This window comes from Paracoccaceae bacterium (genome assembly GCA_033344815.1).
GTDB lineage: Bacteria > Pseudomonadota > Alphaproteobacteria > Rhodobacterales > Rhodobacteraceae > Roseobacter.
The window spans coordinates 4858278-4881183 of the sequence record JAWPMR010000001.1; the positions used below are offsets into that span (position 1 = coordinate 4858278).

The window sequence follows — 22906 nt, forward strand, 5'->3', positions numbered from 1 at the left end:
AGCAATGCATTCGCGGGCACCGCGTGAGTATTACAGATCATCTTATCGACTTTTGCAACGCCCCTGCGCCTGATGACGCACGCAATATGATGCGGTTGTCGATGTTTGACTGGGCTGCCTGCGGCATTGCTGGTGTCGAGGATGCCGGGTTCGCAGATTTCAAGGATATCATGTTATCCCAAACCGGTCCGGGCGAGGCAACAATGCTGGGTGGGGGACAAAATTGCGCGGCCTCTGCAGCGCTGTTCAATGGCACAGTGAGTCACGCCCTTGACTTTGACGATACGCATTTTGCGCATATCGGCCACCCTTCGGTCGCCGTGGTGCCTGCCGTGCTCGCCATTGTCGAGCGCGAGGGGCTTGATTTTGAGGCGGCGCTGGATGCAGCTTTGATCGGGGTAGAGGCGTCGATCCATGTGGGGCTCTGGTTGGGGCGCTCCCACTATCAGATCGGGTTCCATCAAACGGCGACGGCGGGGGCCTTTGGAGCGACGTTGGCCGCGGCGCGACTTCTGCACCTCGCGGATGATCAGATCCGACACGCTTTGGGTCTTTGCGCGTCTCTGGCTTCCGGGGTGAAAGCGCAATTTGGCACGGGCGGCAAACCTTTGAATGCGGGGCTCGCAGCGCGCAGCGGCGTGGAGGCCGCGCTTTGGGCGCAGGGCGGACTTACCGCTTGCGCAGATGGGTTGGCCGCACCGCTTGGTTTCGGGGCAACGCATCATGGCGCGCAGGATGAAACCTATTTGCCCTCAATGGGTCAATCACCCTGGCAGATCCTGAAGATCAGTCACAAATTTCACGCCTGTTGTCACGGGTTGCACGCCATGCTGGAAGCATTGGCAGCCACGCAGATGGACGCGACAGAGATCGACAAAATTGTCGTACACACGCATCCGCGGTGGATGAGCGTTTGCAACAAGCCGGATCCGGAGACAGGTTTGGCGGCAAAATTCAGCTATCGGCACACGGCCGCGATGGCGCTCCTTGGCAAATCAACCGCGCAACGCGCGATGTTCAGCGATGCGGTGGCGTGTGATCCTGATGTGGTGGCGCTGCGCCAGAAGGTCGTCGTGTCAGAGTCGTCCGATCTCAGCGAAATGCAAGCCAATGTGCAGGTGGTGCTCCTCTCAGGTGAGATGATTGATCTTACGCATGATCTCTCTGTTCGATTGCCCCATGCGGTCCTGACGGAAAAACTGCGCAACAAAGTAGAAAACCTGTTGGGAGGCGAATCAGAAGAGCGCCTATGGCAGGCTGTAAATGCTGGTGACCTGCCATCATTTCTTGCGACACTCGGTGAATCAAATCGCCGATAGAATGAGTTTCAAAGCATGATCGCGCGCGGCGATGCGCACGTGTTCGCGTCCAAGGGGGCCAAACTCTATGGTCTCAGTATGCAACGTTTTGGCGTCAGCGAGCCCGAAACACACTCGCCCTTCCGGTTTGTGTTCTGATCCGCCCGGGCCTGCGATGCCTGTAATTGAAACCGCAATCTGTGCGTGTGAAGCTGACAATGCACCCTTTGCCATTTCGCCCGCCACCGCTTCGGAAACAGCACCATGGGCTTCAAGTGTGCTGCGGCAAACGCACAGCATCTCGTTTTTCGCAGCATTCGTATAGGTGACAAACCCACGTTCCACCACGGCAGACGATCCCGGAATATCCGTCAGAGCAGCACTGACCATTCCGCCGGTACAGCTTTCGGCGGTGGCAATCATTTTTCCCGAATACGTATATTTTTCAATTATTTCTCTTGGGATACTCATGTCAATATACCATGATAAAGCCCAGCCAACGCCAATACACCCAGCGCAGCCAGACCTCCGGCAATAACATCATCAAGCATCACACCCAAGGCGTCATTGCGCCGATCTGCCCATCCGACCGGGCCTGGTTTCAGAATGTCGAACAATCGGAAAAGTGCAAAAGCTGCGATCCATCCCGGCCACATCACCAGAATGTTCAGCCCCATCGACCATGCCGCATAGGACAGTGGCAACAATGCGATCCATTGCCCGACCAATTCATCCACGACAATTTCAGATGGATCATGATCGTCTTCACCTTTTGTCATCTCATGGGTGGCCCACCACCCCTTGAGGAATGCGGCAATCACTCCCAGAAGCAGCAGTGGAAACCCCCCGAGCACATGCAGCAACCACCCCCAGGGCAAGGCAATAAGTGAGCCCCAGGTGCCGGGCGCAGGGCGAATGTATCCAACGCCCATCACTGTGCCGACCATGATGGCAAGGCGTTTCATGGTTTCACCAATGCAGCCGTTGCGATGCACGCGATGCCTTCTCCGCGCCCCGTAAAGCCGAGTTTTTCAGAGGTCGTTGCCTTAACCGATATGCGTGCTGGATCGAGGTCCATAATCTCGGCCATTTTAAGGCGCATGGCTTTCGCGTGCGGCCCGATCTTTGGAAACTCACATATCAGCGTGCAATCCACGTTGGATACCGAAAATCCCATCTCAAGGGCCAGCGCCACGGCATGGCGCAAAAAAACATCACTGGCGGCTCCCTTCCATTGAGGGTCACTCGGCGGGAAATGCTGGCCGATGTCACCCTGCGCCAGCGCGCCGTAAATCGCATCCGTGACCGTATGCATGCTGACGTCCGCATCAGAATGTCCCACCAGCCCGTGATGGTGCGGAATTTTGACCCCGCAAAGTATTACATGGTCACCCGCGCCAAAAGCATGCACGTCGAAGCCATTGCCCAGTCTAATGTCCATTGCGTGCCCTTAAAATACGCTCAGCCCGTTCAAAATCCTCGGGCAGGGTGATTTTCAAATTGTCTTCGCTACCGGGAGTGATGGCGACGCTCAGCCCCGCAGAGCGCGCCAGTTCCACATCATCCGCCGCGCCTTCGGGAAATCCGCGATGGGCGGCGAGAATAGCGTCCAAATCAAATCCCTGCGGGGTTTGAGCGCGATAGAGCCCTGAGCGGTCCACGGATTGGGCTACTTTTTCGTTTTCGCCGCGCCAGAGCGCATCTACCACCGCCACTGCCGGGGCGGCGGCTGCATGGGTGTGCAACGCCGCGATCACGCCGTCAATCACAGCCGGGGTTACGCAGGGTCGCGCCGCGTCGTGGATCAGCACTTTATCGCAATTACCTTCCAGAGATTTCAAACCGGCAAGAACAGACAGGCTGCGCGTTGCGCCCCCGGCCACCACATCTGCAGCGGGCGAACCGCCCCATCGCTCAGATGCAATATCGTCAGGGTGGAGCACCAGCACAAGGCGGTCAATCCCGGGATGATCCGCAAAACTCTGCATGGCGAATTCTGCGCTGGTCCGGCCAGCCAGCGCGCGCCATTGCTTTGGCGTGCCAATGCCAGCCCTTACGCCACGCCCGGCTGCGACAATAACAGCCGCAACTTTCATATGCCCGTCCCCTTACTCATACCTCGTGTCTATGAGTTTGGCGGAGCGGAGGCAATTGGTCTGAACGTGTGCTCAAAAAATAGGCATTCATGCCGGGGTGCCTGACAGGAGGCGTATGATACGTTGAGATAAACACCTACCATTGATAGGGTTTCGGCGATTGCTCAAGGATTAAGCGTTTGCCAACTGCGACCCAGACCTTTGATTTAATGCCTCCGGTGATGCTTGCTCCGATGGCTGGAATCACCGACTTGCCGTTCCGCAGTTTGGTGTCATCCTTTGGCGCGGGGTTGGTGGTATCGGAAATGGTGGCCAGCCATGACATGCTGAATGCGCGCCCCGGAAGCCGCGAAAAAGCGGAGTTGGGGTTGGGTCATGTAGGCACTGCCGTTCAACTCGCGGGGCGTGAAGCCGCGCCGATGGCGGAAGCTGCACGCATGGTTGAAGGGCAGGGCGCGCAGGTGATCGACATTAATATGGGGTGCCCGGCAAAAAAGGTCACGCAAGGCTACTCCGGGTCAGCGCTGATGCGCACGCCGGATCATGCATTGACCCTGATCGAAGCTGTCGTGAAGGCGGTCGACATTCCTGTGACACTCAAGACGCGCCTTGGCTGGGATGATACATTGCGCAACGCCCCAGAGATCGCGCGTCGTGCAGAGGCGGCAGGCATCGCGATGATCACCATACATGGGCGTACGCGCTGCCAGTTCTACAAGGGACACGCGGATTGGGCCGCGATCAATGACGTCAAGCTGGCTGTCGACATCCCGGTGATCGCGAATGGTGACATCATCGATGCTGCCTCAGCGCGCAATGCTTTGAAACTGTCAGGTGCGGATGGCATCATGATCGGACGCGGCGCTCGCGGACGGCCCTGGCTTCTGGCGCAGGTTGCGCATGAGCTTTTTGACACGCGGGCACCCGTCATCCCGGAGGGCGCTGCATTCTCGGCAATGGTCGCCTTGCATTATGAGGCGATGATCCGCTTTTATGGCCACGAACTCGGGCTGCGCGTCGCGCGAAAACACCTCGGCTGGTACATGACGGTCTGCGACACGCCGGAAGACTTGCGCCGCAGCGTGCTGACTGCTCCCACCGCAGATGAAACGCTCGCCTTGATTGGTCAGGCTTGCGTGACTGATGATCTGGTGGCGGCATGAATTCTGACCGCGCGATCTGGGCCAGCTTGCCCGTGCCGACACTGATTATTGGGCCAAATGAGACCGTCGTCGATATAAACTCTGCGGCTGAGGGCTTTTTGAACGTTTCCGCGAAATCTGTTCACGCCGTTCCGGTCTGGGATCTTATTGCGGTGAATGATCCGCTCGAAGCCGCGTTTGAGCGCGCGCGCGACTCCGGCACGCCACTGTTTGTGAACGATGTGGATGTAGGCAGTGGTGAGCGCGCGCCGATGCAATCCGATTTGCAGGTCGCCCCGCTGATCGGGCACGCCGGACATATGATCCTGATGATTTCTCCGCGCGAACTGGCCGGACGTATGACGCAGAACCATTCCGTCAAATCGGCGGCAAAATCGGCGATCGGCATGGCCGAAATGCTGGCGCATGAGATCAAGAACCCCTTGGCTGGGATTACCGGTGCAGCACAGCTTTTGAGCATGAACCTCGGTTCTGAGGACCTTGAGTTGACCGATCTGATTGTCGAGGAAAGCCGTCGTATCGTGAAGCTGCTTGGGCAGGTCGAGCAATTCGGCAACCTGTCGGTTCCGGATTTTCAGCCAGTCAACGTGCATGACGTGCTGGATCGGGCCCGCCGTTCAGCACTTTTGGGTTTTGGGGCTCATATGAAGATCATTGAGGATTATGATCCTTCTTTGCCCATGGCGCATGGCGATCCAGACCAGCTCCTACAGGTGATTCTGAACCTTTTGAAAAATGCCTCCGAGGCTTCAGGCGGCACGGCCGGTACAATCAGGTTACACAGCTATTTCGAACATTCGTTTCGGTTGCGACGTTCGGATGGCACCGGCCAGTCCCTGCCGCTGCAGATCGAAATTATTGATGATGGCCCCGGATTGCCCGAAGCAATCAAGGGCGATGTGTTTGATCCCTTTGTGTCCGGGCGCGAAAATGGGACCGGCCTCGGCCTCGCGCTGGTCAGCAAAATCATCTCGGATCATGGGGGCTGGATTTCGGTGACCTCAATCCCGAGTAAAACGGTGTTCCGCATATCTCTGCCGCGCGCGCCTAAATCAACTTCGCAAAATCTTTAAAGGAGATTTGAACAATGGATGGCACGGTATTGGTTGCGGATGATGACAGGACGATCAGAACTGTTCTGACACAGGCTTTGACCCGTGCCGGTTGCAAGGTCCACGCGACGTCAAGTCTGACCACCCTGATGCGTTGGGTCGGCGAAGGCAAAGGCGATGTGGTCATTTCCGATGTGATGATGCCGGACGGAAACGGTTTGGAAATGTTGCCGAAGATTTCCGAAGACCGGCCGGGCCTTCCCGTGATTGTCATTTCCGCTCAGAATACGATCATGACGGCGATTCAGGCGGCGGAAGCCGAAGCCTATGACTATTTGCCCAAGCCATTTGATCTGCCGGATTTGATGAAACGCACGGCGCGCGCCCTTGAGACGCGTCCACAAACCCGTCGTACGACCCAAGATAATGACCAGCGCCCTGATGAGCTACCTCTGGTCGGACGCACGGCCCTCATGCAGGCGCTGTACCGGGTTGTGGCGCGTGTCATGAACACAGATCTGCCGGTATTGATCTGGGGAGAGTCCGGCACTGGTAAATCCCTGATCGCAAGGGCTATTCATGATTTTTCTGACCGGCGCAGCCTGCCGTTCATCACGGCCTCTGCCGAGGAATTGCAGGACCTTGAAGGACCTGCCCGGCTGTTGGCGCGAGTAAAGGGGGGCACGCTTCTGGTCGAAGAGATCGCCGATCTGCCCGCAGAGTTGCAAGCGCGTCTGGTCCATATGATGGACACGCCGGGTGAATATGCGCCGCGCTTTCTGGCGACCAGCCAATCCGATCTGAATGCGGCGATGGAGGCGGGTCAGATGCGCAAGGATCTCTATTACCGTCTGAGCGGCGCGACCCTGACGGTGCCGGCCCTGCGCGAGCGTGTGGACGATATTCCAATTCTGACCGATCACTTTCTGGCAAAGATGGAGGCATCCGGGTCTGACCAGCGTGTTTTGTCTCAAAGTGCCCGCGAAATTTTTCACAATTACAGCTGGCCGGGCAATGTGCGTCAGTTGGAAAACGCGGTGCGCCGCCTTGGGCTTACCAGTCGCGCTGCTGAGATATCAGCCAGTGAGGTGGAGCAGGTTCTGGGCGCTCAACCCGATCTGGAGCCGATGCGTGCGTCTGGAAATACTGAAAAACTGGGGGCCTCAGTGGAAGGCCATTTGAGACGTTACTTCGATTTGCATGGCAATATGTTGCCGCCGGCGGGACTTTATGCGCGGATTCTGCGCGAAGTAGAGGCGCCTTTGATCGAAATAGCCTTGGAAGCGACAGGCGGGAATCAGGCCAAATGCGCTGATTTACTTGGGATAAATCGAAATACGCTGAGAAAAAAGATCACCGACCTCGATATTGAGGTGACACGGCGTCGCAAATTGATGTAAAACTGCCACAATTCGTGGCCATCGGGGGACACTCCCTGATCAGGACCACAAAATAGAGCGGTTCGGCGCCCCGGCGCCACATCATAAGTGAGGTCATCGGGTGAATCCCCGTGTAGAAAAGTCACTATGGCTACGGTTGGGACGTTTGCGTCGCATTCGGCGTGTACGCAATTTCGCGACGTTGGGTCTGGTGGTTCTGGGCCCGCTTTTGGCACTGTCGACCTATCTGGTCCTTGGGCCTTTGGGACAGGCCGGCAACACGTTAGGTCTGCGCCTCATTCTGCTGGCCGACTTCGTCTATATTCTCGTCGTGGCAGCGCTGGTTTTGGCGCAGGTCGGTCGATTAATCGCGGCGCGGCGCGCAAAATCCGCCGGTTCCAGGCTGCACCTGCGTCTGACAGGTGTATTCGCTTTGATGGCGCTGATTCCGACCGTGACAGTGGCGATTTTTGCTGGGCTTACCGTGAATGTGGGTCTTGAGGGTTGGTTTTCAGACCGTGTTCGGCAGGTTGTCGGCACATCTCTTGCGGCGGCTGAAGCCTATGAGTCCGAACAGCGCGTCGATCTGGCAGAAGACGCGCGCGCGCTCGCCAGCAGTCTGGATGAGGCGCGCCGCTCCGGCGTGAACGTGTCGGACAGCGAACTTCTGAGCGAGGGCCAGCGTCAGATCCAACGCGGTCTGCGCGAAGCCTATCTCATCGATGGCACCGGAGAGATCCGCGCACGCGGGGATCGCTCCTATCTGTTTGATTATGAACAACCCTCAGAAGCGCAGCTTGTGGAGGCTGACGCCATGGACGTTCTGGTCATCGAGGATTGGAGCAATAATGAATACCGCGCGCTGGTGCGTCTCTCTTCCTTTGTGGACCGATTTCTTTACATCAGCCGCGATGTGGACGGCGAAATCCTGTCTCTGCTCGATGAGACCAAGGAAACGGTGCGGCTCTATCAGCAATTGGAAAGTGAACGCGGGCGACTTTTGTTTGATTTTGTCCTGCTCTACCTCGCGTTTGCCGTGATCCTGATCCTCGCCGCCATCTGGTTGGGCCTTTGGTTCGCCGAGCGCTTGTCCGTGCCGGTTGGCCGTTTGACCGGCGCTGCACAACAGGTCGGGGCAGGCGATCTCGATGTTCAGGTGCGCGAGGAGGAGGGCGATGATGAAATCGCCATGTTGGGTCGGTATTTCAACCAGATGACGAAACAACTCAAGGCGCAACGCGGAACGCTTGTCAAAAACAGCGAACAAATCGAGCGCCGCCGCCGCCTGTTTGATTCGGTGCTGAGTTCGGTCACCTCGGGCGTGGTGGGGTTGGATCCGCAGGGATGTGTGACCTTTGTAAATAAGTCAGCCGAAAGGTTGCTGGATTGGCAGGCCGGGCAGGAAAACCTGTCGCTCAAAGTGGCAGTGCCGGAATTTGGACCGATTTTTGAGACGATCACCCAGCCCCAGTATGAGGTGGCGCAGGGCGAGGTTAAGGTCACGCGCCAACGGCGTCTGGAAAACCTGTTGGTGCGCATGGCCAAACGGCGTTCGCAGTCGGGTGTTCTGGAGGGGTATGTTGTCTCCTTTGATGACGTCACTGATCTGGTCAGCGCCCAACGCATGGCAGCCTGGGGGGATGTGGCACGCCGCATTGCACATGAAATCAAGAACCCGCTGACCCCGATTCAACTGTCGGCGGAACGCATCAAGCGCAAGTTCTCCCCAAAAGTCGGAGAAGATAGCGACTCGCTGGAACAAATGACGGATGTGATCATCCGTCAAACCGGTGATCTGCGCCGCATCGTCGATGAATTCTCCAAATTTGCACGGATGCCGGAACCGGATCGCAAAGCACTGAACCTGACAGAACTGGTGCGCGACGCGGTGCTGTTGCAGCAAACCGGACAGCCGGACGTTCAGATCACAGCAACGCTGCCTGAGATCCCAATTGGCGCGGATCTGGATGCGACCATGATTGGTCAGGCGTTGACAAACCTGATTAAGAACGCAGGAGAGGCTATTGAATCGCTTCATAAAAAGGGCGTTCCAGATGGACATGTTCCAATGATCGAAGTGAATTTGAGCACGGTTCAGGATCGCGCCCGGATCACGATTGCCGACAATGGCATTGGCCTCCCTGCGGATCGCGCCCGCCTGTTTGAACCCTATGTGACGACGCGTAGTGAGGGGACAGGCCTTGGCTTGCCCATCGTCAAAAAGATAATCGAAGAGCACGGCGGTACGCTGACGCTTGAAGATGCACCGGTCTTTGAAGGCCAGACCCATGCGGGCGCAATGGCCATCATCACTTTGCCATATTCGACCAGCACCAAGAAACCAGAAACGTCCCCCCTGTTAGAAGGAAGTAACCCATGAGCGACATACTCATTGTTGATGACGAGCGTGATATTCGCGAGTTGATTTCCGACATTCTCAAGGATGAAGGATATCCCACCCGTCTGGCGGGCAACTCCGATGATGCGATGGCGGCGATCAATGCGGAAGCCCCGGCGCTGATTGTGCTGGACATCTGGCTCAAGGACAGTCGCATGGACGGGATTGATATACTCAAATCGGTCAAGCGCGATAATCCGGATGTGCCGGTGGTCATCATTTCCGGCCATGGGAACATCGAGATTGCGGTCGCGGCGATCAAGCAGGGCGCTTATGATTTCATCGAAAAACCGTTCAACATTGATCAGTTACTGGTGGTGATCCGCCGTGCGATGGAAACGTCGCGCCTGCGTCGTGAGAACCAGAGCCTGCGCCGCCGTGATGTGACCAGTTCTGATATGATCGGCAATTCCGCAGCTTTCCGCGCCTTGGTCGGACAGTTGGACAAAGTTACCAAATCGAACGGACGGATTATGCTGACCGGGCCAGCAGGTTCAGGTAAAGAAGTTGCCGCACGCTATATCCATGCCAACTCGAACCGGGCCGCTGCGCCCTTTGTGACCGTGAATTGTGCTGGCGTCGCTCCGGAGAGGATGGAGGAAGTTCTGTTTGGACGCGAAACGCCGGAGCGCGGTGTGGAGCCGGGCCTGTTGGAAGAGGCGCATGGTGGCGTGATCTATTTCGACGAGGTTGCGGATATGCCCATCGGCACCCAGTCCAAGATCCTGCGAGTATTGGTGGACCAGCAATTCCAACGGGTAGGTGGCAATGACAAGGTGCGCGTCGATCTGCGGGTGATTTCATCAACCAACCGCGACCTGCAAAACGCCATCATCGCCGGAACATTCCGCGAAGAATTGTACCACCGCCTGAATGTGGTGCCGATCGCGGTGCCCTCTCTGGAAGAGCGGCGCGAAGACATTCCAACACTGGCCGAACATTTCATTTCGGAAATGAATGCCGTGCAGGGTTTGCCCCTGCGTGAAATCAGTGCCGATGCCGAAGCGCTGATGCAGACTATGGTGTGGCCGGGAAATGTGCGTCAGTTGAAAAATCTTGTGGAACGGGTGCTGATCCTTGGGGATGAAAGCGGACCCATTGAGGCACGCGAGTTGCCGGGTGTTGATGAGGGCAGCGGAGATGACAGCCGCGTGGTACTCTCTGGTGCGCTGGCAACACTGGCGCTGCGCGAGGCCCGCGAAGCCTTTGAGCGTGAATACCTGCTGACGCAGATCAACCGGTTTGGCGGCAATATTTCAAGGACAGCGAATTTTGTCGGCATGGAGCGTTCCGCCCTGCACCGAAAGCTTAAATCACTGGGCGTTGTAACGTCCGCCAAATCAGGCGCTCGGATTGCGCATGTGGACGAGGAAGTCGACGCCGCAGAATGAGTTAACTTTGAAGTTCGCCCAGAACATCCACCCCCTGCATTTTCAGAAAGTGCAGCATGTCGATGAAAATCCAGTTTTCGGCCAGTTTGTCGCCTGCGCGCCGGTAGATGTCTACGACCCGCATGTCGGCTCGGATATCGCAGGGCGGGACGCCCATAAACCCGTTGCTGTTGGTTAGTGTCAGATTGGGCCAGCCAAAAAACCCGCCATAGGTGCCTTCGGCCATGCGGCATACGTGCCCGTTATAGGCGCGCCCCGACAATCCGGTTCTGAAGGGTTGTTGATGCTGTTCGATGTAACGCTCGATGGTGTAGGTCGCGCCAATGCCGGCCGGACCCCACCAGATCATGTCCTCGTGCCAATCCACCTGAAGTTCGTCGCGGGGTGTCAGGGGCTTTGCCGCAGCGTTGGCGTGATTGATTGATCCGATCATGTTGTTGATACGCGAGAGTGTGCGCGTGCTTTCTGCAGGATCCTGAGGGCTGTGCAGCAAACCATCGTGGGTTAATGGGCCGGGTTGCACAAGGTGCTGACCGGTTTGAGGGGCTTCCAGCGGGTTGACACCGGCTTGAATCATCAAATGCATCAGATCCACAAACAACGCACTCTGTGTGATCTTTCCGGCCTCGATCTTGTTGAATTCCGCATAACGCAGGAAGGTCATTTTTCGTGTTGCCGGGATGTTCAGGAAGGGTGCGTCAAAGAGGCCCATCAGATGCCCCATGGAACAGGTCCAAAGGCCCTGAAACCCGTCGATTTCATTCAGACCGGCGAAAAAGATATCCTCGCGGCGCTGAACGTTGGAAAGGGCGGCCAGGAAGGGCGACCAGAAAGCATCCGCAATGGCCTTGGGGCCTGTTTGTTCCTCAAACGGGTGCATCCCGTACCAATGGCATTCAGGGTGCAGGGTCTGGCTGAGGATATCGGATACAGTGTCAGGTGTGGCTTGCGCCAACGCGCGATAGTGGTTCTGCACCAGTGACTTTGCGGTTTGGAAATCGGGCGAGGCGGGATTGGATATGTTCATGGGGTCAAGCTGTAGGAAAGCGTTGGGTCGAGTTCCAGCCCAAATGCGACCTGTTTAGCCCGGTTGGTTCACTATTTGCCACGTGCCATCCTGATACTTGATGGCGCAGCTTTGTTCTGACAGTCGGGGCAACACTTGCGTTTCTGCCTTTGGGGCGGCGCGGAAAACGTTGCCGGGGCAATTGGGCACGGTCACCGGTTGGTATCCTTTTTGCGCCATGCACTGTTGTTGCGCGCGTCCGCGCAAATTCGCGTTTACATCGACGGTGTAGATTTGACCGCGTTCGAAATATCCACCGCGCGTGTAGCAATGCCCATATGCACTGCAATAGCGCCGGGCAGGGATGTAAATTGGCGGCTCCTGCCGGACCTGGTTGTTGACCGGGACATCTGACAGTGCAGCAATTTCGCAATTGAGCTGATCCGTCTGCATGCGCGTGACTTGAGCGCCTTCCTTGTAATAAATTGACAGGGGTGCGCAGGAAACAAGAACCGCAAACCCAATACCCGCCACACAAAAGAGTCTGAATGAAGCCATCGTGTCAGTGTGCCCCGCTTTGCGCCAAAGGACAATTGAATTGACCGTCTCTGGGCCATCTGCCATTCAGAAGGTCGCGAAACGGCTTAGAGGACCTCGGGCGCATGAAGGTGATTATCTGTGGCGCAGGGCAAGTAGGTTGGCAAATCGCGCGCCATCTTTCAGGCGAGCGTAACGACGTCACAGTGGTTGACAGTAACCCTGATCTGGTCAGGCGCGCGACGGATACGTTGGATGTGCAAGGGATCGCCGGATTTGCCAGCTATCCGGATATTCTGGATCGTGCGGGCGCGCGCGATGCGGAGATGATCATCGCCGCCACCTATTCGGATGAGGTCAACATGGTGACCTGTCAGGTGGCGCATTCGGTTTTCGGCATCAACCGCAAGATCGCGCGCCTGCGCAGCCAATCCTATTTGAACGCGATTTATACCGATCTTTATCGGCGCGATCACATGCCCATTGACGTTGTGATCAGCCCCGAAAAGGAAGTTGCTGCCGCCGCCTTGCAACGGCTTTCCGCACCCGCCGCCTTTGACACAGAGACCTTCATGGAAGGCCAGGCGCATTTGATCGGCATTACAATCGAAGAAGAATGCCCGGTTGTTAACACGCCGCTGCGCCAGTTGACGGATCTGTTTTCAACCCTTCGCGCAACGGTTGTTGCTGTGCGCAGGGATGGGTCGCTCTTTGCGCCCGAAGCCAAGGATCAGTTGTTTGTGGGGGATGATTGTTACGTCTTCACCCATGCCGAAGATATCCCGCGCACTTTGGAGATCTTTGGCAAAAAGGTAAGCAAACAGGATCGTGTTGTGCTGGTCGGGGGCGGCAATGTCGGCCTTGCCGTGGCGCAAACCCTTGAATCGCAGGCCAAACGTGTACGGGTCAAGGTGATCGAGAAAAATCGCATTTGCGCGGAAAAAGCCGCCGAAGCTCTGGAGCGCACGATTGTTCTGAATGGGGATGGTCTGGATGCGGGGCTTCTGGCCGAAGCGGGCATCTCGCGCGCGGATGGCATGCTTGCGATTACCGATGACGATAAAACCAACATGCTGGCCTGTGTGCGCGCCAAGGCCGAAGGCTGTCCCTATACCATTGCCTTGATCAATGACCCGACGCTGGTGCCCTTGATGACGCCACTGGGCATTGATGCCTACATCAACCCGCGCGCCACCACAGTCAGTTCCATCCTGCGCCATATCCGCCATGGTCGGGTGCGTGCGGTCTATTCCATTGGTGATGCAGAGGCCGAAGTGATCGAGGCCGAGGTGCTCTCAACATCTCCGCTGGCGGGTAAACGGATTTGCGATGTTGATTTCCCGGAAGGTGTGCTTGTTGGCGCTTTGAAAAAAGGCGGCGATGTCATCCGCCCCATGGGTAAGACACGGATCGAAGAAGGCGATGTGATTGCCATTTTCGCGCTGGCAGGTGACGTCCCCGAAGTGGAGCGGCTGTTGCAGGTCTCCATCGACTTTTTCTGAGCCATGCAACAGGCTCCTCATAGCAGAAAACGCCGCAGTGCCCTTTCGCAACTCATGGACTTGCCGTTGTTCCTGTTGGTCTTCGGCGTGGCGTCCGTGTCGATGTTCATCCCCGCGTTGCATGGTGGTGCCGCCCGCAATCTCGATACCGCACGGATGTTCTTTTACTGCGCACTTCTGGGTCTGACGTTCTTTGTGCTGATCGCGATTGCCATGGCTGGAAGACGCCACCGGTATGGGGCTCTTGGGTCGCTGCTATCCCTGTTTGCGACCTTTGTATTCTTGCCCGCGTTTCTTGCCATACCGTTTTTCGAAGGGCTGGGTACAACCTCTTATCTGAACGCCTATGTGGAAATGGTCAGTGCCATCACCACAACCGGGGCGACCCTGTTTGAAGATCCTGAACGCCTGAACGGTACGCTGCATCTTTGGCGCGCGCAGGTCGGCTGGATGGGAGGGGCAATCATGTGGATTGCCGCCTCGGCCATCCTTGCACCGCTCAACCTGGGTGGCTTTGAAGTGACGGCGCAGGCCGAACCGGGCCAGCGCGAGGCCCGTTTCAGCTTGATTGACCGCGCCGACCCCAGAGAGCGATTGGTGAGGGTCACCGCAACATTGCTGCCCATCTATATCGGTTTGACGATTCTGCTGTGGATCTTGTTGCTGATCAGCGGAGATCGACCGTTGGTATCTTTGAGCCATGCGATGTCAGTCATGGCGACATCCGGCATATCACCCGTCGGCGGCGTCGCTTACAGCGGGTCTGGCATTACCGGCGAAGCGTTGATGGTGCTGTTCATGATGTTTGCCCTGTCAAGATTGACGTTTTCCTCCGACACCATCACCGCAACTCAGGGCGGTCTGCGCACCGATCCCGAATTCCGCCTTGGCATGTTGCTGATCCTTGGCGTGCCTTTGATCCTGTTTCTGCGCCACTGGCTGGGCGCTTTTGACGTCTCGGCCGAAGACGAACTGGAAAACGCTGTCCTTGCGCTTTGGGGATCGGTATTTACGGTTACGTCCTTTTTGACAACAACCGGATTTGTCAGCGAAAACTGGGTGCAAACGCAGGCCTGGTCGGGTCTGGAAACGCCCGGTCTTATCCTGATGGGACTTGCCCTGATCGGCGGCGGTGTTGCGACCACAGCCGGCGGTGTCAAACTGTTGCGCGTTTTCGCGCTATACCTCAATGGCTTGCGGGAAATGGAGCGTCTGGTGCACCCGTCTTCCGTCAGCAGCGCAGGTTCGGAAACCAAGCGACTGCAGCGTAATGGGGCTTTCATTGCATGGATATTTTTCATGCTGTTCGCGCTTACTCTGGCGTTGTTGACCATCCTTCTCACATTTGTTGGAGTCTCCTTTGAGGATGCGTTGGTGCTGAGCATTGCAGGCCTGTCAACGACCGGGCCTTTGATCACTTTTGCGGCTGATGCGCCTATTTCGCTTGCTCAGCTAGACCCCTTTGCAAAGGCTGTTTTTTGCGCTGCAATGGTCCTTGGGCGGCTCGAAACACTGGCAATTATCGCGCTTTTGACGCCTGATTTATGGCGCGACTAGGCGGTTTTCGCGGATAGGTCCGTAACGGACTGTTTTTTGGGGTGGAATCTCCGCGTCGCGCACTTCATAATCGTGTCGAGGGGCGGGCTCGATCTGCGAGTACCGGCAAGAAAAAAGGCGAGTGCTAAAATGGCGTCGGACAGACAGAACCTTCAGGACGCGTTCCTGAATCATGTGCGCAAGACGAAAGTTCCAGTGACAATCTTCCTGATCAATGGCGTAAAGCTGCAGGGCGTGATCACGTGGTTCGACAATTTTTGTGTGTTGTTACGTCGCGATGGCCAATCGCAACTGGTCTACAAACACGCGATTTCAACCATCATGCCGAGCCAGCCGATCAGCCTCTATGAGGGCGAAGACGCTTCTTGAGCAAGCCGCCGTTTCAAATCGAGAATGACGATGCAACGCGGGTCACCCGCGCATGGGTTCTGCATCCTGACATCAAATCTGACCCTGAACGCCGTCTAGCGGATCATGCTTTGGCTGAAGCGGTTTCGCTTGCCCGCGCGCTGCCTGAACTTGATGTGGTGGGCGGTGATATTGTGCCGCTGAAAACTGTGCGGGCGGGTATGTTGTTCGGATCGGGTAAAATCGCCGAAATCAAAGACATACTGGAGCAGGATGAGATTGAGCTGGTGCTGGTCGATGGCCCGGTCAGTCCGGTTCAGCAACGCAATCTGGAAAAAGCCTGGGGCGTCAAACTGTTGGATCGCACAGGTCTGATCCTGGAGATTTTCAGCGACCGAGCGGCAACCCGAGAAGGGGTGTTGCAGGTCGAGATGGCCGCGCTCAGTTACCAACGCACCCGTTTGGTACGGGCCTGGACCCACCTTGAACGCCAACGCGGTGGCCTTGGATTTGTCGGGGGGCCTGGTGAAACCCAGATTGAGGCGGACAGGCGCGCCATTGATGATCAACTCACGCGCTTGCGCCGTCAGCTGGAAAAGGTGGTCAAAACACGCGCATTGCACCGCGCGGCGCGTGCCAAGGTACCCTATCCGATTGTGGCGCTTGTGGGTTACACTAATGCGGGTAAATCGACGCTGTTCAACCGGTTGACCGGTGCGGATGTGATGGCCAAAGATATGCTCTTTGCCACGCTGGACCCGACCATGCGACGTCTGCATCTGCCGGACGGGCCGGAGGTGATCCTGTCTGACACGGTTGGGTTTATCTCTGATCTACCCACGGAACTGGTCGCCTCGTTTCGCGCCACGCTTGAAGAAGTGCTGGCCGCTGACGTCATATGCCACGTGCGTGACATCTCGCATCCTGAGACTGAGGAGCAGGCACAAGACGTGCGTGATATCATGGCGTCTTTGGGTGTCGAAGAGGAACGGCCCAGCTACGAGATCTGGAACAAGTTGGACCTGATGACGCCGGAAGCGGCGGATGCAATGCGCGCGCGTGCGGAGCGGGATGATCATGTCTTTGCGATCTCTGCGCTCACGGGCGAGGGGATTGAGGGCCTGCTCGGGGCCATCACCCATCAACTTCAGGGCGCCAAACGGGAAACGGAAGTATCGCTTGGTTTTGCTGATGGTAAAAAACGCGCATGGCTGTTTGCGCAAGAATTGGTAGAAAACGAGCGCCAAACTGATGATGGGTTCGAGATCACCGTGCGCTGGACCGTGCAACAAGAAGCCGACTTTGCGCGTCTGTAGCGCCCGTAGGGTGGGCCTATGGGCCACCTTCACTTGCATACCGCCAAGCGCCCGGCACCAAATCGTTCAAAGCCCAGCGACCGACCTCAATGCGGATTAAGCGTAAACAGGGCAGTCCCACATGCGCGGTCATCCGGCGCACCTGTCGGTTTTTCCCTTCGCGAATGCTGATGCGCAACCAGGCATCTGGCACGGTTTTTCGAAACCTGACGGGCGGGTCGCGTGGCCACAAGGGATCGGGCGGATCACTGCGCGATATCTGCGCAGGCTGGGTCTTGCCATCTTTTAAAACCACGCCGCGGCGCAGCGCATCCAACGCGTCATCATCTGGCGTGCCTTCAACCTGCACCATATAGGTTTTCGCCATCTTGTGTTTGGGATTGGCGATCCTTGCCTGCAATTTCCCGTCATCGGTCAACACCATCAAGCCTTCGCTGTCTTTGTCCAGGCGGCCTGCGGGATAAAAGTCGGGAACATCAATGAACTGCGACAACGTTGGGCGCGGTGACCCCTCTGAACCCTTGTCGGTGAATTGCGACAACACGCCAAAGGGTTTGTGAAACAGGATAAACCGTGCCATCTCCTATCGTTCTGGCCACAGCACCGTGACGCCTACAGCACCTGCACGGGCCAATTCCTCATCCAGTGACATTGGAATATACTCTCCCCGGCGCCACAGCTGCGCCATGTCATCATAATGACGCGACAGGAAGTGTCCTGACTGCCCGGTTGACGTGATGAACACCGAACTGTCAGGATCGGCAAAGTCATACACGCCGCGATAGGCGGCCCCGTGCACATTCAGAAATGGGTTGCGCCCTGTGCCGCTGGTCAACCCGCGTTGCAGCGTATTGTCCCCGCCATTTGTGGATTGGCGAATATTCACGAAATAGCGCAGGATTGGCACTTTGCCCAAGGCGGCGTGATCATGCGTCGCCTGATGTGCGTCCCCCCAGCGCAATGTTTCCAGCGCCGAACCCCAGGTTTCTTCAATCCAGACCAAAGCATCATCAAGTGCCAGCCGTGCCATGTCAGCGCAGGTTTCCACCGGAGCGGATTGCACAACATCGCACCACACAGCCGCGCCATCCACATCGCGAAAGGCGCGTTCAATGAACAGGGGCTCAACATGGGTCAATTCGCTGGCCAAGGGGCCCAGTTCATCATGCACCATACGGTCCTGCAAACTGCGCAACCAGGCCGCATAGATCAGGGGTTCCGGCAGGTGTTCGTTCATCTCGCCGGACCATTCCGCCAGCAATGTCAGGGCGCGCTGGCGCCGCCGAAGCGGTGTGCCCTCCGCTGCGGCTTCCCCGGTGAACCAAAGTTCAGACCCGATCAGCGGTAAAAGTGAGCGCGCAGTAAAGCTGACGGTGTCAAGTTGTGCTTCAATGAAGCTGTCACGGGTATGGACTTCGCGCGCCTGCATCAAACGTTGCCAGCGTTGGACGCGCTGTGTGTCGCCCCAATCGAAAGAGACGTGATTTGGAAACGGACGATCCACGGTCTTGTTGTTGGTATTGCCCAGAATACCGCCGTTGGGTGAGATGAATTCCGGGTTGGAGGCATAGGGCAGGCGGCCTTGCCAACGGTTCGCCTCAATCCATCCCGGGCTGGGTAAACGCCCCTGGCTTTGATGGCGTGCATCCCGGCGCGGCATCGCACCAATCATTTTCATGGCGATCTCTTCACCATCGACCAGCATCAGGTTTTGGGCAGGCGCAATATAGTCTTCGATCGCCTTCAACCCTTCGGGGATCGATTTGGCTTCCATCAGGCGCATCGCGGCACTCATGGTCGTGTCATTCGGGCTCAAAACGGTCCACGCCAGTGATGCCACATGGCCCGGCGGTGTAATGGTGCCGAGATTGTACATCGTGCCGGGCAGCACTGGACCATTATCGGTCCAGCGCAGGGTAATTGTGATTGGCGTAGAGTCTTTGATGTTGATAATCGAGCCGCGTTTTTCGAAAGCCTTGAAACCGTCAGGAGTGCGGTATTCTTCGGGATTGTCCGGATTTATCTGCTCGATGTAGACATCCTGATCGTCCATCCCGGCCGACGTCAGGCCCCACCCAAGCGCCTCGCTGCGCCCGCTTAGGATCACCGGCATACCCGGTATGGTTGCGCCGATGACGCTGCCAGACTGCAATTGCATCCGCGCCAGATACCAGATTGAGGGGGCGGTAAAGCCCAGATGCGGGTCATTTGCCAGCAAGGTGCCACCCGAAGCCGAGCGGGACGGATCCGCTGCCCAGACATTTGACGCGCCTGCAAAGGCGCGCCCTTTAAAAGGCGAAAGCGGGTGATGCTCTTGCGGCGTGCTTTGCACAAACCGTTTCACACCGGGCACGATCTGGGAATATTCGGGCAGGGCGGTTAATCCGCTGCCAGGAATGTCCGGCAGAATATCAGACAGGCGATCCGCGTCCGACAAGGCCAGCGACATGCGGGCGCGTAATACCTCATGGCTCAGATGTCCTGAAAGCTGCAGGCCCATCAATTTGACAATCGCTAATGAATCCGACGGACGCCATGCGGATACCGGCGCATTAAACAGGAACATTTCCGGTGCACCACGCCCCAAAGCGCTGCGGTTAATCTCGTCAAGGCGCGCATTCACACCCGTTGCGTAAGCCCGCAGCATCAAGTTCGTGCGCTCGTCCTGCGAATCCACCGACGCGCCCGCCAGTGCATATAGATCAAGACGCCGGATCAATCTGTCGATGTTGACCGTTGCCGCGCCAAAAATCTCGGACAAGCGTCCCTGTGCGGTACGGCGCAGCATAGTCATCTGCCACAAACGGTCCTGCGCATGGGCATACCCCAGCGCGTAAAACACATCCGTATCCGCATCACCAAAGATATGCGGCACATTGGCATTGTCGCGTACGATTTCAACCGGAGCGGTCAGGTAAGGCAGATCCAGAACCTTGGTGTATTCCGGCAAGGAGCGCGATGCGAGGTAATAGACCATCACCACGCCGAGCACGATCAACACCACCAATGTGGCCGTAATTCGCATCAACCATTTAAAGATCAGACTCATCCGGTCCCCGTGTCTAATATCCGTCGTCTTATTGACCCTTGGGATTTGACTGTTAGGTAGGTCGGCAGCGTAACGCAACACGGAAAACGGGAAGGGCAACGATATGGCCAAGCTGGCATTTTTAGGATTGGGCGTCATGGGAGGCCCAATGGCGGGTCATTTGCAAAAGGCGGGCCACGACGTGACGGTCTACAACCGCACCGCGAGCAAGGCCGAAGACTGGGCCACAACTCACGGTGGTGCTATGGCTGCAACGCCGCGCGAGGCGGCGGCGGAGGCCGAATTCGTTATGTCCTGCGTGGGCAACGATGACGACTTGCGGTCCGTTTGTCTGGGTGATGATGGCGCTTTTGCCGGAATGAATTCCGGTGCGGTTTTTGTAGATCACACGACCGTTTCGGCGGCGGTGACGCGTGAACTATACGCGGCAGCAAATGCAAAACAGATCAGTTTTGTGGACGCGCCGATCTCCGGTGGGCAGGCAGGCGCGGAGAACGCGGCGCTCTCGATCATGTGTGGGGGCGAAGAAGGCGCTTATGAAAGGGCCACTCCGATCATGGATATCTATTCAAAGATTTGCCGCCGTCTTGGCGACAGCGGTGCCGGTCAAATGACCAAGATGTGCAACCAGATCGCGATCGCCGGTTTGGTTCAGGGTCTGAGCGAAGCGCTGCACTTCGCGGATAAGGCGGGTCTTGATGGGCGCGCAGTTGTCGAAGTTATCAGTCAGGGTGCAGCAGGCAGCTGGCAAATGGCGAATCGATACGAGACCATGCTGGATGATCATTTTGATCATGGGTTCGCTACGGACTGGATGCGCAAGGACCTCAATATCTGCCTGTCCACGGCAGATGAAACCGGTGCCAGCCTGCCGGTCACGGCTTTGGTCGATCAGTTTTACAAAGACGTGCAAAATATGGGCGGTGGGCGTTGGGACACGTCGAGCTTGTTCAAGCGTCTTAAAGCGCTCGGGTAACACATCCAAAAGATCGCAAAAGGCGCGCCGCAGTGTTGCGCGCGCCTTTTTTCATGCGTTCAGGGAATGATGCGGGAGTACTTAGTGCCCTGCAACGTCGCGCCGATCAACAGGCCCGCGCGGCCAAAGACCGCAGCCAGAACAGGCGAAAGCGTCGTTGTCGTGTCCGCCTTGAACCCATCGCCCACGTCTGAGAATACATATTCCACATCTCCGCCAACGGCCCAGCCGGTGGAGGAACGGAACTCGCTCAAGGCTTCTTCGGTCATGAAAAACAGGACATGCGAATATTGCTGTCCGCCGATTTGCAAACCGCCTGAAAACTGCGCCGTGGAATAATAATCAACGGTCACGTCATTGACCAACAAGGCGCCGCGTCCGTAAGCGCCACCAAAACCAAAACCGGCTTCTGTGACCAAAGGCATGACCAGCATGCCGTTCGCCTTATCGGCGAGATTGCGGGTGTTGGGGAACTGACGGTACATTTCGTTCAGCGTTGCAACGACGCGCGCGTCGATCGTGGCCGCGCCCTGTGATCCGATGCCATTGCCACAGGCTGCGGTGAGCGACACGCCTGCCAGCGCGCCAAGGGTAAAGACCCTGCGTGAGAGTGTTGGATGATCCATTTTTTCCGCCTGTAAAGTGTTGCTCGACTGCCGGTTGATCCGACTTGTAAGCAAACATACGCCGATTGGCGGGTAGTGTCACCCGAAACGTCCAGGCCTGCGCGGCAAGCCGCTACTTGTTCAGCAACCGGGCGGCGGCAGGTGCAAAATAGGTCAAAATACCGTCGCACCCGGCGCGTTTGAACGCCATCAGGCTCTCCATCATGACTTTTTCGCCGTCAATCCAACCGTGTTCCGCCGCCGCCTGAATCATGCTGAACTCGCCCGAGACCTGATAGGCATAGGTCGGCGCGCCAAAGCTTTCTTTGACCCTTTTGCAAATGTCCAGGTAGGGCATGCCGGGTTTGACCATCACCATATCCGCACCCTCGCGCAGGTCGCGCTCAATCAGGCGCATTGCCTCATCGGAATTGCCGGGATCCATCTGATATGTCTTTTTATCGCCCGTCAAAGCGCCAGACGCGCCCACGGCGTCGCGGAAGGGGCCGTAAAAGGCCGACGCATATTTCGCGGAATAGCTCAGGATCATCACGTTTTGATGGCCCGCGCGCTCCAATCCTGCGCGCATCGCCCCAATGCGCCCGTCCATCATGTCCGACGGCCCAATGATGTCAGCACCCGCCTCAGCCTGCGCAAGCGTCATCTTGACCAAGGCCTCCACGGTGCGGTCGTTGACGATTTCGCCGTCCTCTACAAACCCGTCATGCCCGTTGATGTTATAGGTATCCAAGGCCACATCGGTCATGATTGCGATCTCTGGCACAGCTGCCTTGATTGCGCGAATGGCGCGGTTGGCGTGGTTTTCGGGATCCCACGCCCCAGCGCAATCCTCGGTGCGTTCTTCCAGCGAGGTATAAGGAAAGATGCAGATCGCCGGTATGCCCAGATCCGCGGCCTCGCGCGCGGCCTCGACGATTTTGTCCACCGAGCGGCGAAAAACTCCTGGCATCGAGGGAATGGGTTCCTCGATCCCCTCACCGGATCGCACAAAGACGGGCCAGATGAAATCATCGACGCTGAGGCTGTTTTGGCGGGTCAGAGCGCGTATCGCAGAGCTCTGACGTGCGCGTCGCAGACGGGTGGCGGGAAAGGGGGCTTGAGAAGGGCGCATGTGTAATTTGTCCAGTTTGGATGACACTTCATGAGTGCCACGGATTTTTCCGCAAGCCAAGGGTGGGAATCGTCGAAGGCCAAGGCTAAGAGAGGACGTCA

The 22906-nt window shown here is 57.2% G+C and carries 21 protein-coding genes; 11 read left to right on the plus strand and 10 right to left on the minus strand.

Going from position 1 to position 22906, the window contains the following annotated elements; translation table 11 throughout:
* Positions 1–23: 23 nt before the first annotated feature.
* On the plus strand, positions 24–1319 hold the full coding sequence (locus R8G34_22565; GenBank protein ID MDW3225637.1) for an MmgE/PrpD family protein: 1296 nt from the start codon (positions 24–26) through the stop codon (positions 1317–1319).
* Here R8G34_22565 and R8G34_22570 read toward each other — a convergent pair.
* Genes R8G34_22570 through ispD form a run of 4 tightly spaced genes read right to left on the minus strand, consistent with a single transcriptional unit; the run spans position 1305 to position 3394 of the window.
* Positions 1305–1769, minus strand: a complete 465-nt coding sequence (locus tag R8G34_22570; protein MDW3225638.1) for a CinA family protein — start codon at positions 1767–1769, stop codon at positions 1305–1307. The genes R8G34_22565 and R8G34_22570 overlap by 15 nt on opposite strands.
* Positions 1766–2263: a phosphatidylglycerophosphatase A gene (locus R8G34_22575; protein ID MDW3225639.1), complete on the minus strand. Its 498-nt coding sequence runs from the start codon at positions 2261–2263 to the stop codon at positions 1766–1768. Before R8G34_22575 ends, R8G34_22570 begins: the two co-directional genes overlap by 4 nt.
* Complete coding sequence (gene ispF, locus R8G34_22580; protein MDW3225640.1) at positions 2260–2739, minus strand: 2-C-methyl-D-erythritol 2,4-cyclodiphosphate synthase; 480 nt, start codon at positions 2737–2739, stop codon at positions 2260–2262. The genes R8G34_22575 and ispF overlap by 4 nt, the downstream gene beginning before the upstream one ends.
* Positions 2729–3394 (minus strand): 2-C-methyl-D-erythritol 4-phosphate cytidylyltransferase, encoded by a 666-nt coding sequence (ispD, locus tag R8G34_22585; protein ID MDW3225641.1) that lies wholly within the window; start codon positions 3392–3394, stop codon positions 2729–2731. Before ispD ends, ispF begins: the two co-directional genes overlap by 11 nt.
* A 233-nt stretch (positions 3395–3627) precedes the next feature.
* Between ispD and dusB the strand changes: the two genes are divergently transcribed.
* From dusB to R8G34_22610, 5 genes are all read left to right on the plus strand, one after another.
* Entirely contained in the window at positions 3628–4557 is a 930-nt protein-coding gene (gene dusB / locus R8G34_22590; protein ID MDW3225642.1) for a tRNA dihydrouridine synthase DusB, read from the plus strand.
* Complete coding sequence (locus R8G34_22595; GenBank protein MDW3225643.1) at positions 4554–5630, plus strand: ATP-binding protein; 1077 nt, start codon at positions 4554–4556, stop codon at positions 5628–5630. The genes dusB and R8G34_22595 overlap by 4 nt, the downstream gene beginning before the upstream one ends.
* 14 nt (positions 5631–5644) lie before the next feature.
* The gene (locus tag R8G34_22600; protein ID MDW3225644.1) at positions 5645–7009 is read left to right on the plus strand and encodes a response regulator; all 1365 of its coding nucleotides are present in this window, start codon (positions 5645–5647) and stop codon (positions 7007–7009) included.
* A gap of 100 nt (positions 7010–7109) precedes the next feature.
* Entirely contained in the window at positions 7110–9368 is a 2259-nt protein-coding gene (locus R8G34_22605; GenBank protein ID MDW3225645.1) for a PAS domain-containing sensor histidine kinase, read from the plus strand.
* Complete coding sequence (locus R8G34_22610) at positions 9365–10777, plus strand: sigma-54 dependent transcriptional regulator (protein MDW3225646.1); 1413 nt, start codon at positions 9365–9367, stop codon at positions 10775–10777. Before R8G34_22605 ends, R8G34_22610 begins: the two co-directional genes overlap by 4 nt.
* 1 nt (position 10778) lies before the next feature.
* On the opposite strand, the gene R8G34_22615 is transcribed toward R8G34_22610, so the two are convergent.
* Together R8G34_22615 and R8G34_22620 are read right to left on the minus strand one after the other, a co-directional pair.
* Positions 10779–11804 (minus strand): nuclear transport factor 2 family protein, encoded by a 1026-nt coding sequence (locus R8G34_22615; protein ID MDW3225647.1) that lies wholly within the window; start codon positions 11802–11804, stop codon positions 10779–10781.
* Between the two features lie 54 nt (positions 11805–11858).
* Positions 11859–12341, minus strand: a complete 483-nt coding sequence (locus tag R8G34_22620) for a hypothetical protein (GenBank protein ID MDW3225648.1) — start codon at positions 12339–12341, stop codon at positions 11859–11861.
* A 104-nt stretch (positions 12342–12445) separates the two neighbouring features.
* Here R8G34_22620 and trkA point away from each other — a divergent pair, with 104 nt between their 5' ends.
* The 4 genes from trkA to hflX all read left to right on the plus strand — a co-directional run bounded on the left by trkA (position 12446) and on the right by hflX (position 17043).
* Positions 12446–13822, plus strand: coding sequence for a Trk system potassium transporter TrkA (gene trkA / locus R8G34_22625; protein ID MDW3225649.1), 1377 nt, complete (start codon positions 12446–12448; stop codon positions 13820–13822).
* A 54-nt stretch (positions 13823–13876) separates the two neighbouring features.
* Positions 13877–15379: a potassium transporter TrkG gene (locus R8G34_22630; protein MDW3225650.1), complete on the plus strand. Its 1503-nt coding sequence runs from the start codon at positions 13877–13879 to the stop codon at positions 15377–15379.
* Positions 15380–15508: 129 nt separating this feature from the next.
* A complete protein-coding gene (hfq, locus tag R8G34_22635) occupies positions 15509–15748 on the plus strand; it encodes an RNA chaperone Hfq (GenBank protein MDW3225651.1) in 240 nt (79 codons plus the stop codon).
* Positions 15745–17043: a GTPase HflX gene (gene hflX, locus R8G34_22640; GenBank protein MDW3225652.1), complete on the plus strand. Its 1299-nt coding sequence runs from the start codon at positions 15745–15747 to the stop codon at positions 17041–17043. The genes hfq and hflX overlap by 4 nt, the downstream gene beginning before the upstream one ends.
* A 16-nt stretch (positions 17044–17059) precedes the next feature.
* Here the strand turns inward: hflX and R8G34_22645 are convergent, their stop codons facing one another.
* Together R8G34_22645 and R8G34_22650 are read right to left on the minus strand one after the other, a co-directional pair.
* The gene (locus R8G34_22645) at positions 17060–17623 is read right to left on the minus strand and encodes a pseudouridine synthase (protein MDW3225653.1); all 564 of its coding nucleotides are present in this window, start codon (positions 17621–17623) and stop codon (positions 17060–17062) included.
* Positions 17624–17626: 3 nt separating this feature from the next.
* Entirely contained in the window at positions 17627–20092 is a 2466-nt protein-coding gene (locus tag R8G34_22650) for a penicillin acylase family protein (GenBank protein MDW3225654.1), read from the minus strand.
* Between the two features lie 103 nt (positions 20093–20195).
* Here R8G34_22650 and R8G34_22655 point away from each other — a divergent pair, with 103 nt between their 5' ends.
* Positions 20196–21068, plus strand: a complete 873-nt coding sequence (locus R8G34_22655) for an NAD(P)-dependent oxidoreductase (protein ID MDW3225655.1) — start codon at positions 20196–20198, stop codon at positions 21066–21068.
* Positions 21069–21127: 59 nt separating this feature from the next.
* Here R8G34_22655 and R8G34_22660 read toward each other — a convergent pair whose 3' ends face one another.
* Together R8G34_22660 and hemB are read right to left on the minus strand one after the other, a co-directional pair.
* On the minus strand, positions 21128–21694 hold the full coding sequence (locus tag R8G34_22660) for a YSC84-related protein (GenBank protein MDW3225656.1): 567 nt from the start codon (positions 21692–21694) through the stop codon (positions 21128–21130).
* A gap of 112 nt (positions 21695–21806) precedes the next feature.
* Positions 21807–22805 (minus strand): porphobilinogen synthase, encoded by a 999-nt coding sequence (gene hemB, locus R8G34_22665; GenBank protein ID MDW3225657.1) that lies wholly within the window; start codon positions 22803–22805, stop codon positions 21807–21809.
* Between the last annotated feature and the right edge of the window lie 101 nt (positions 22806–22906).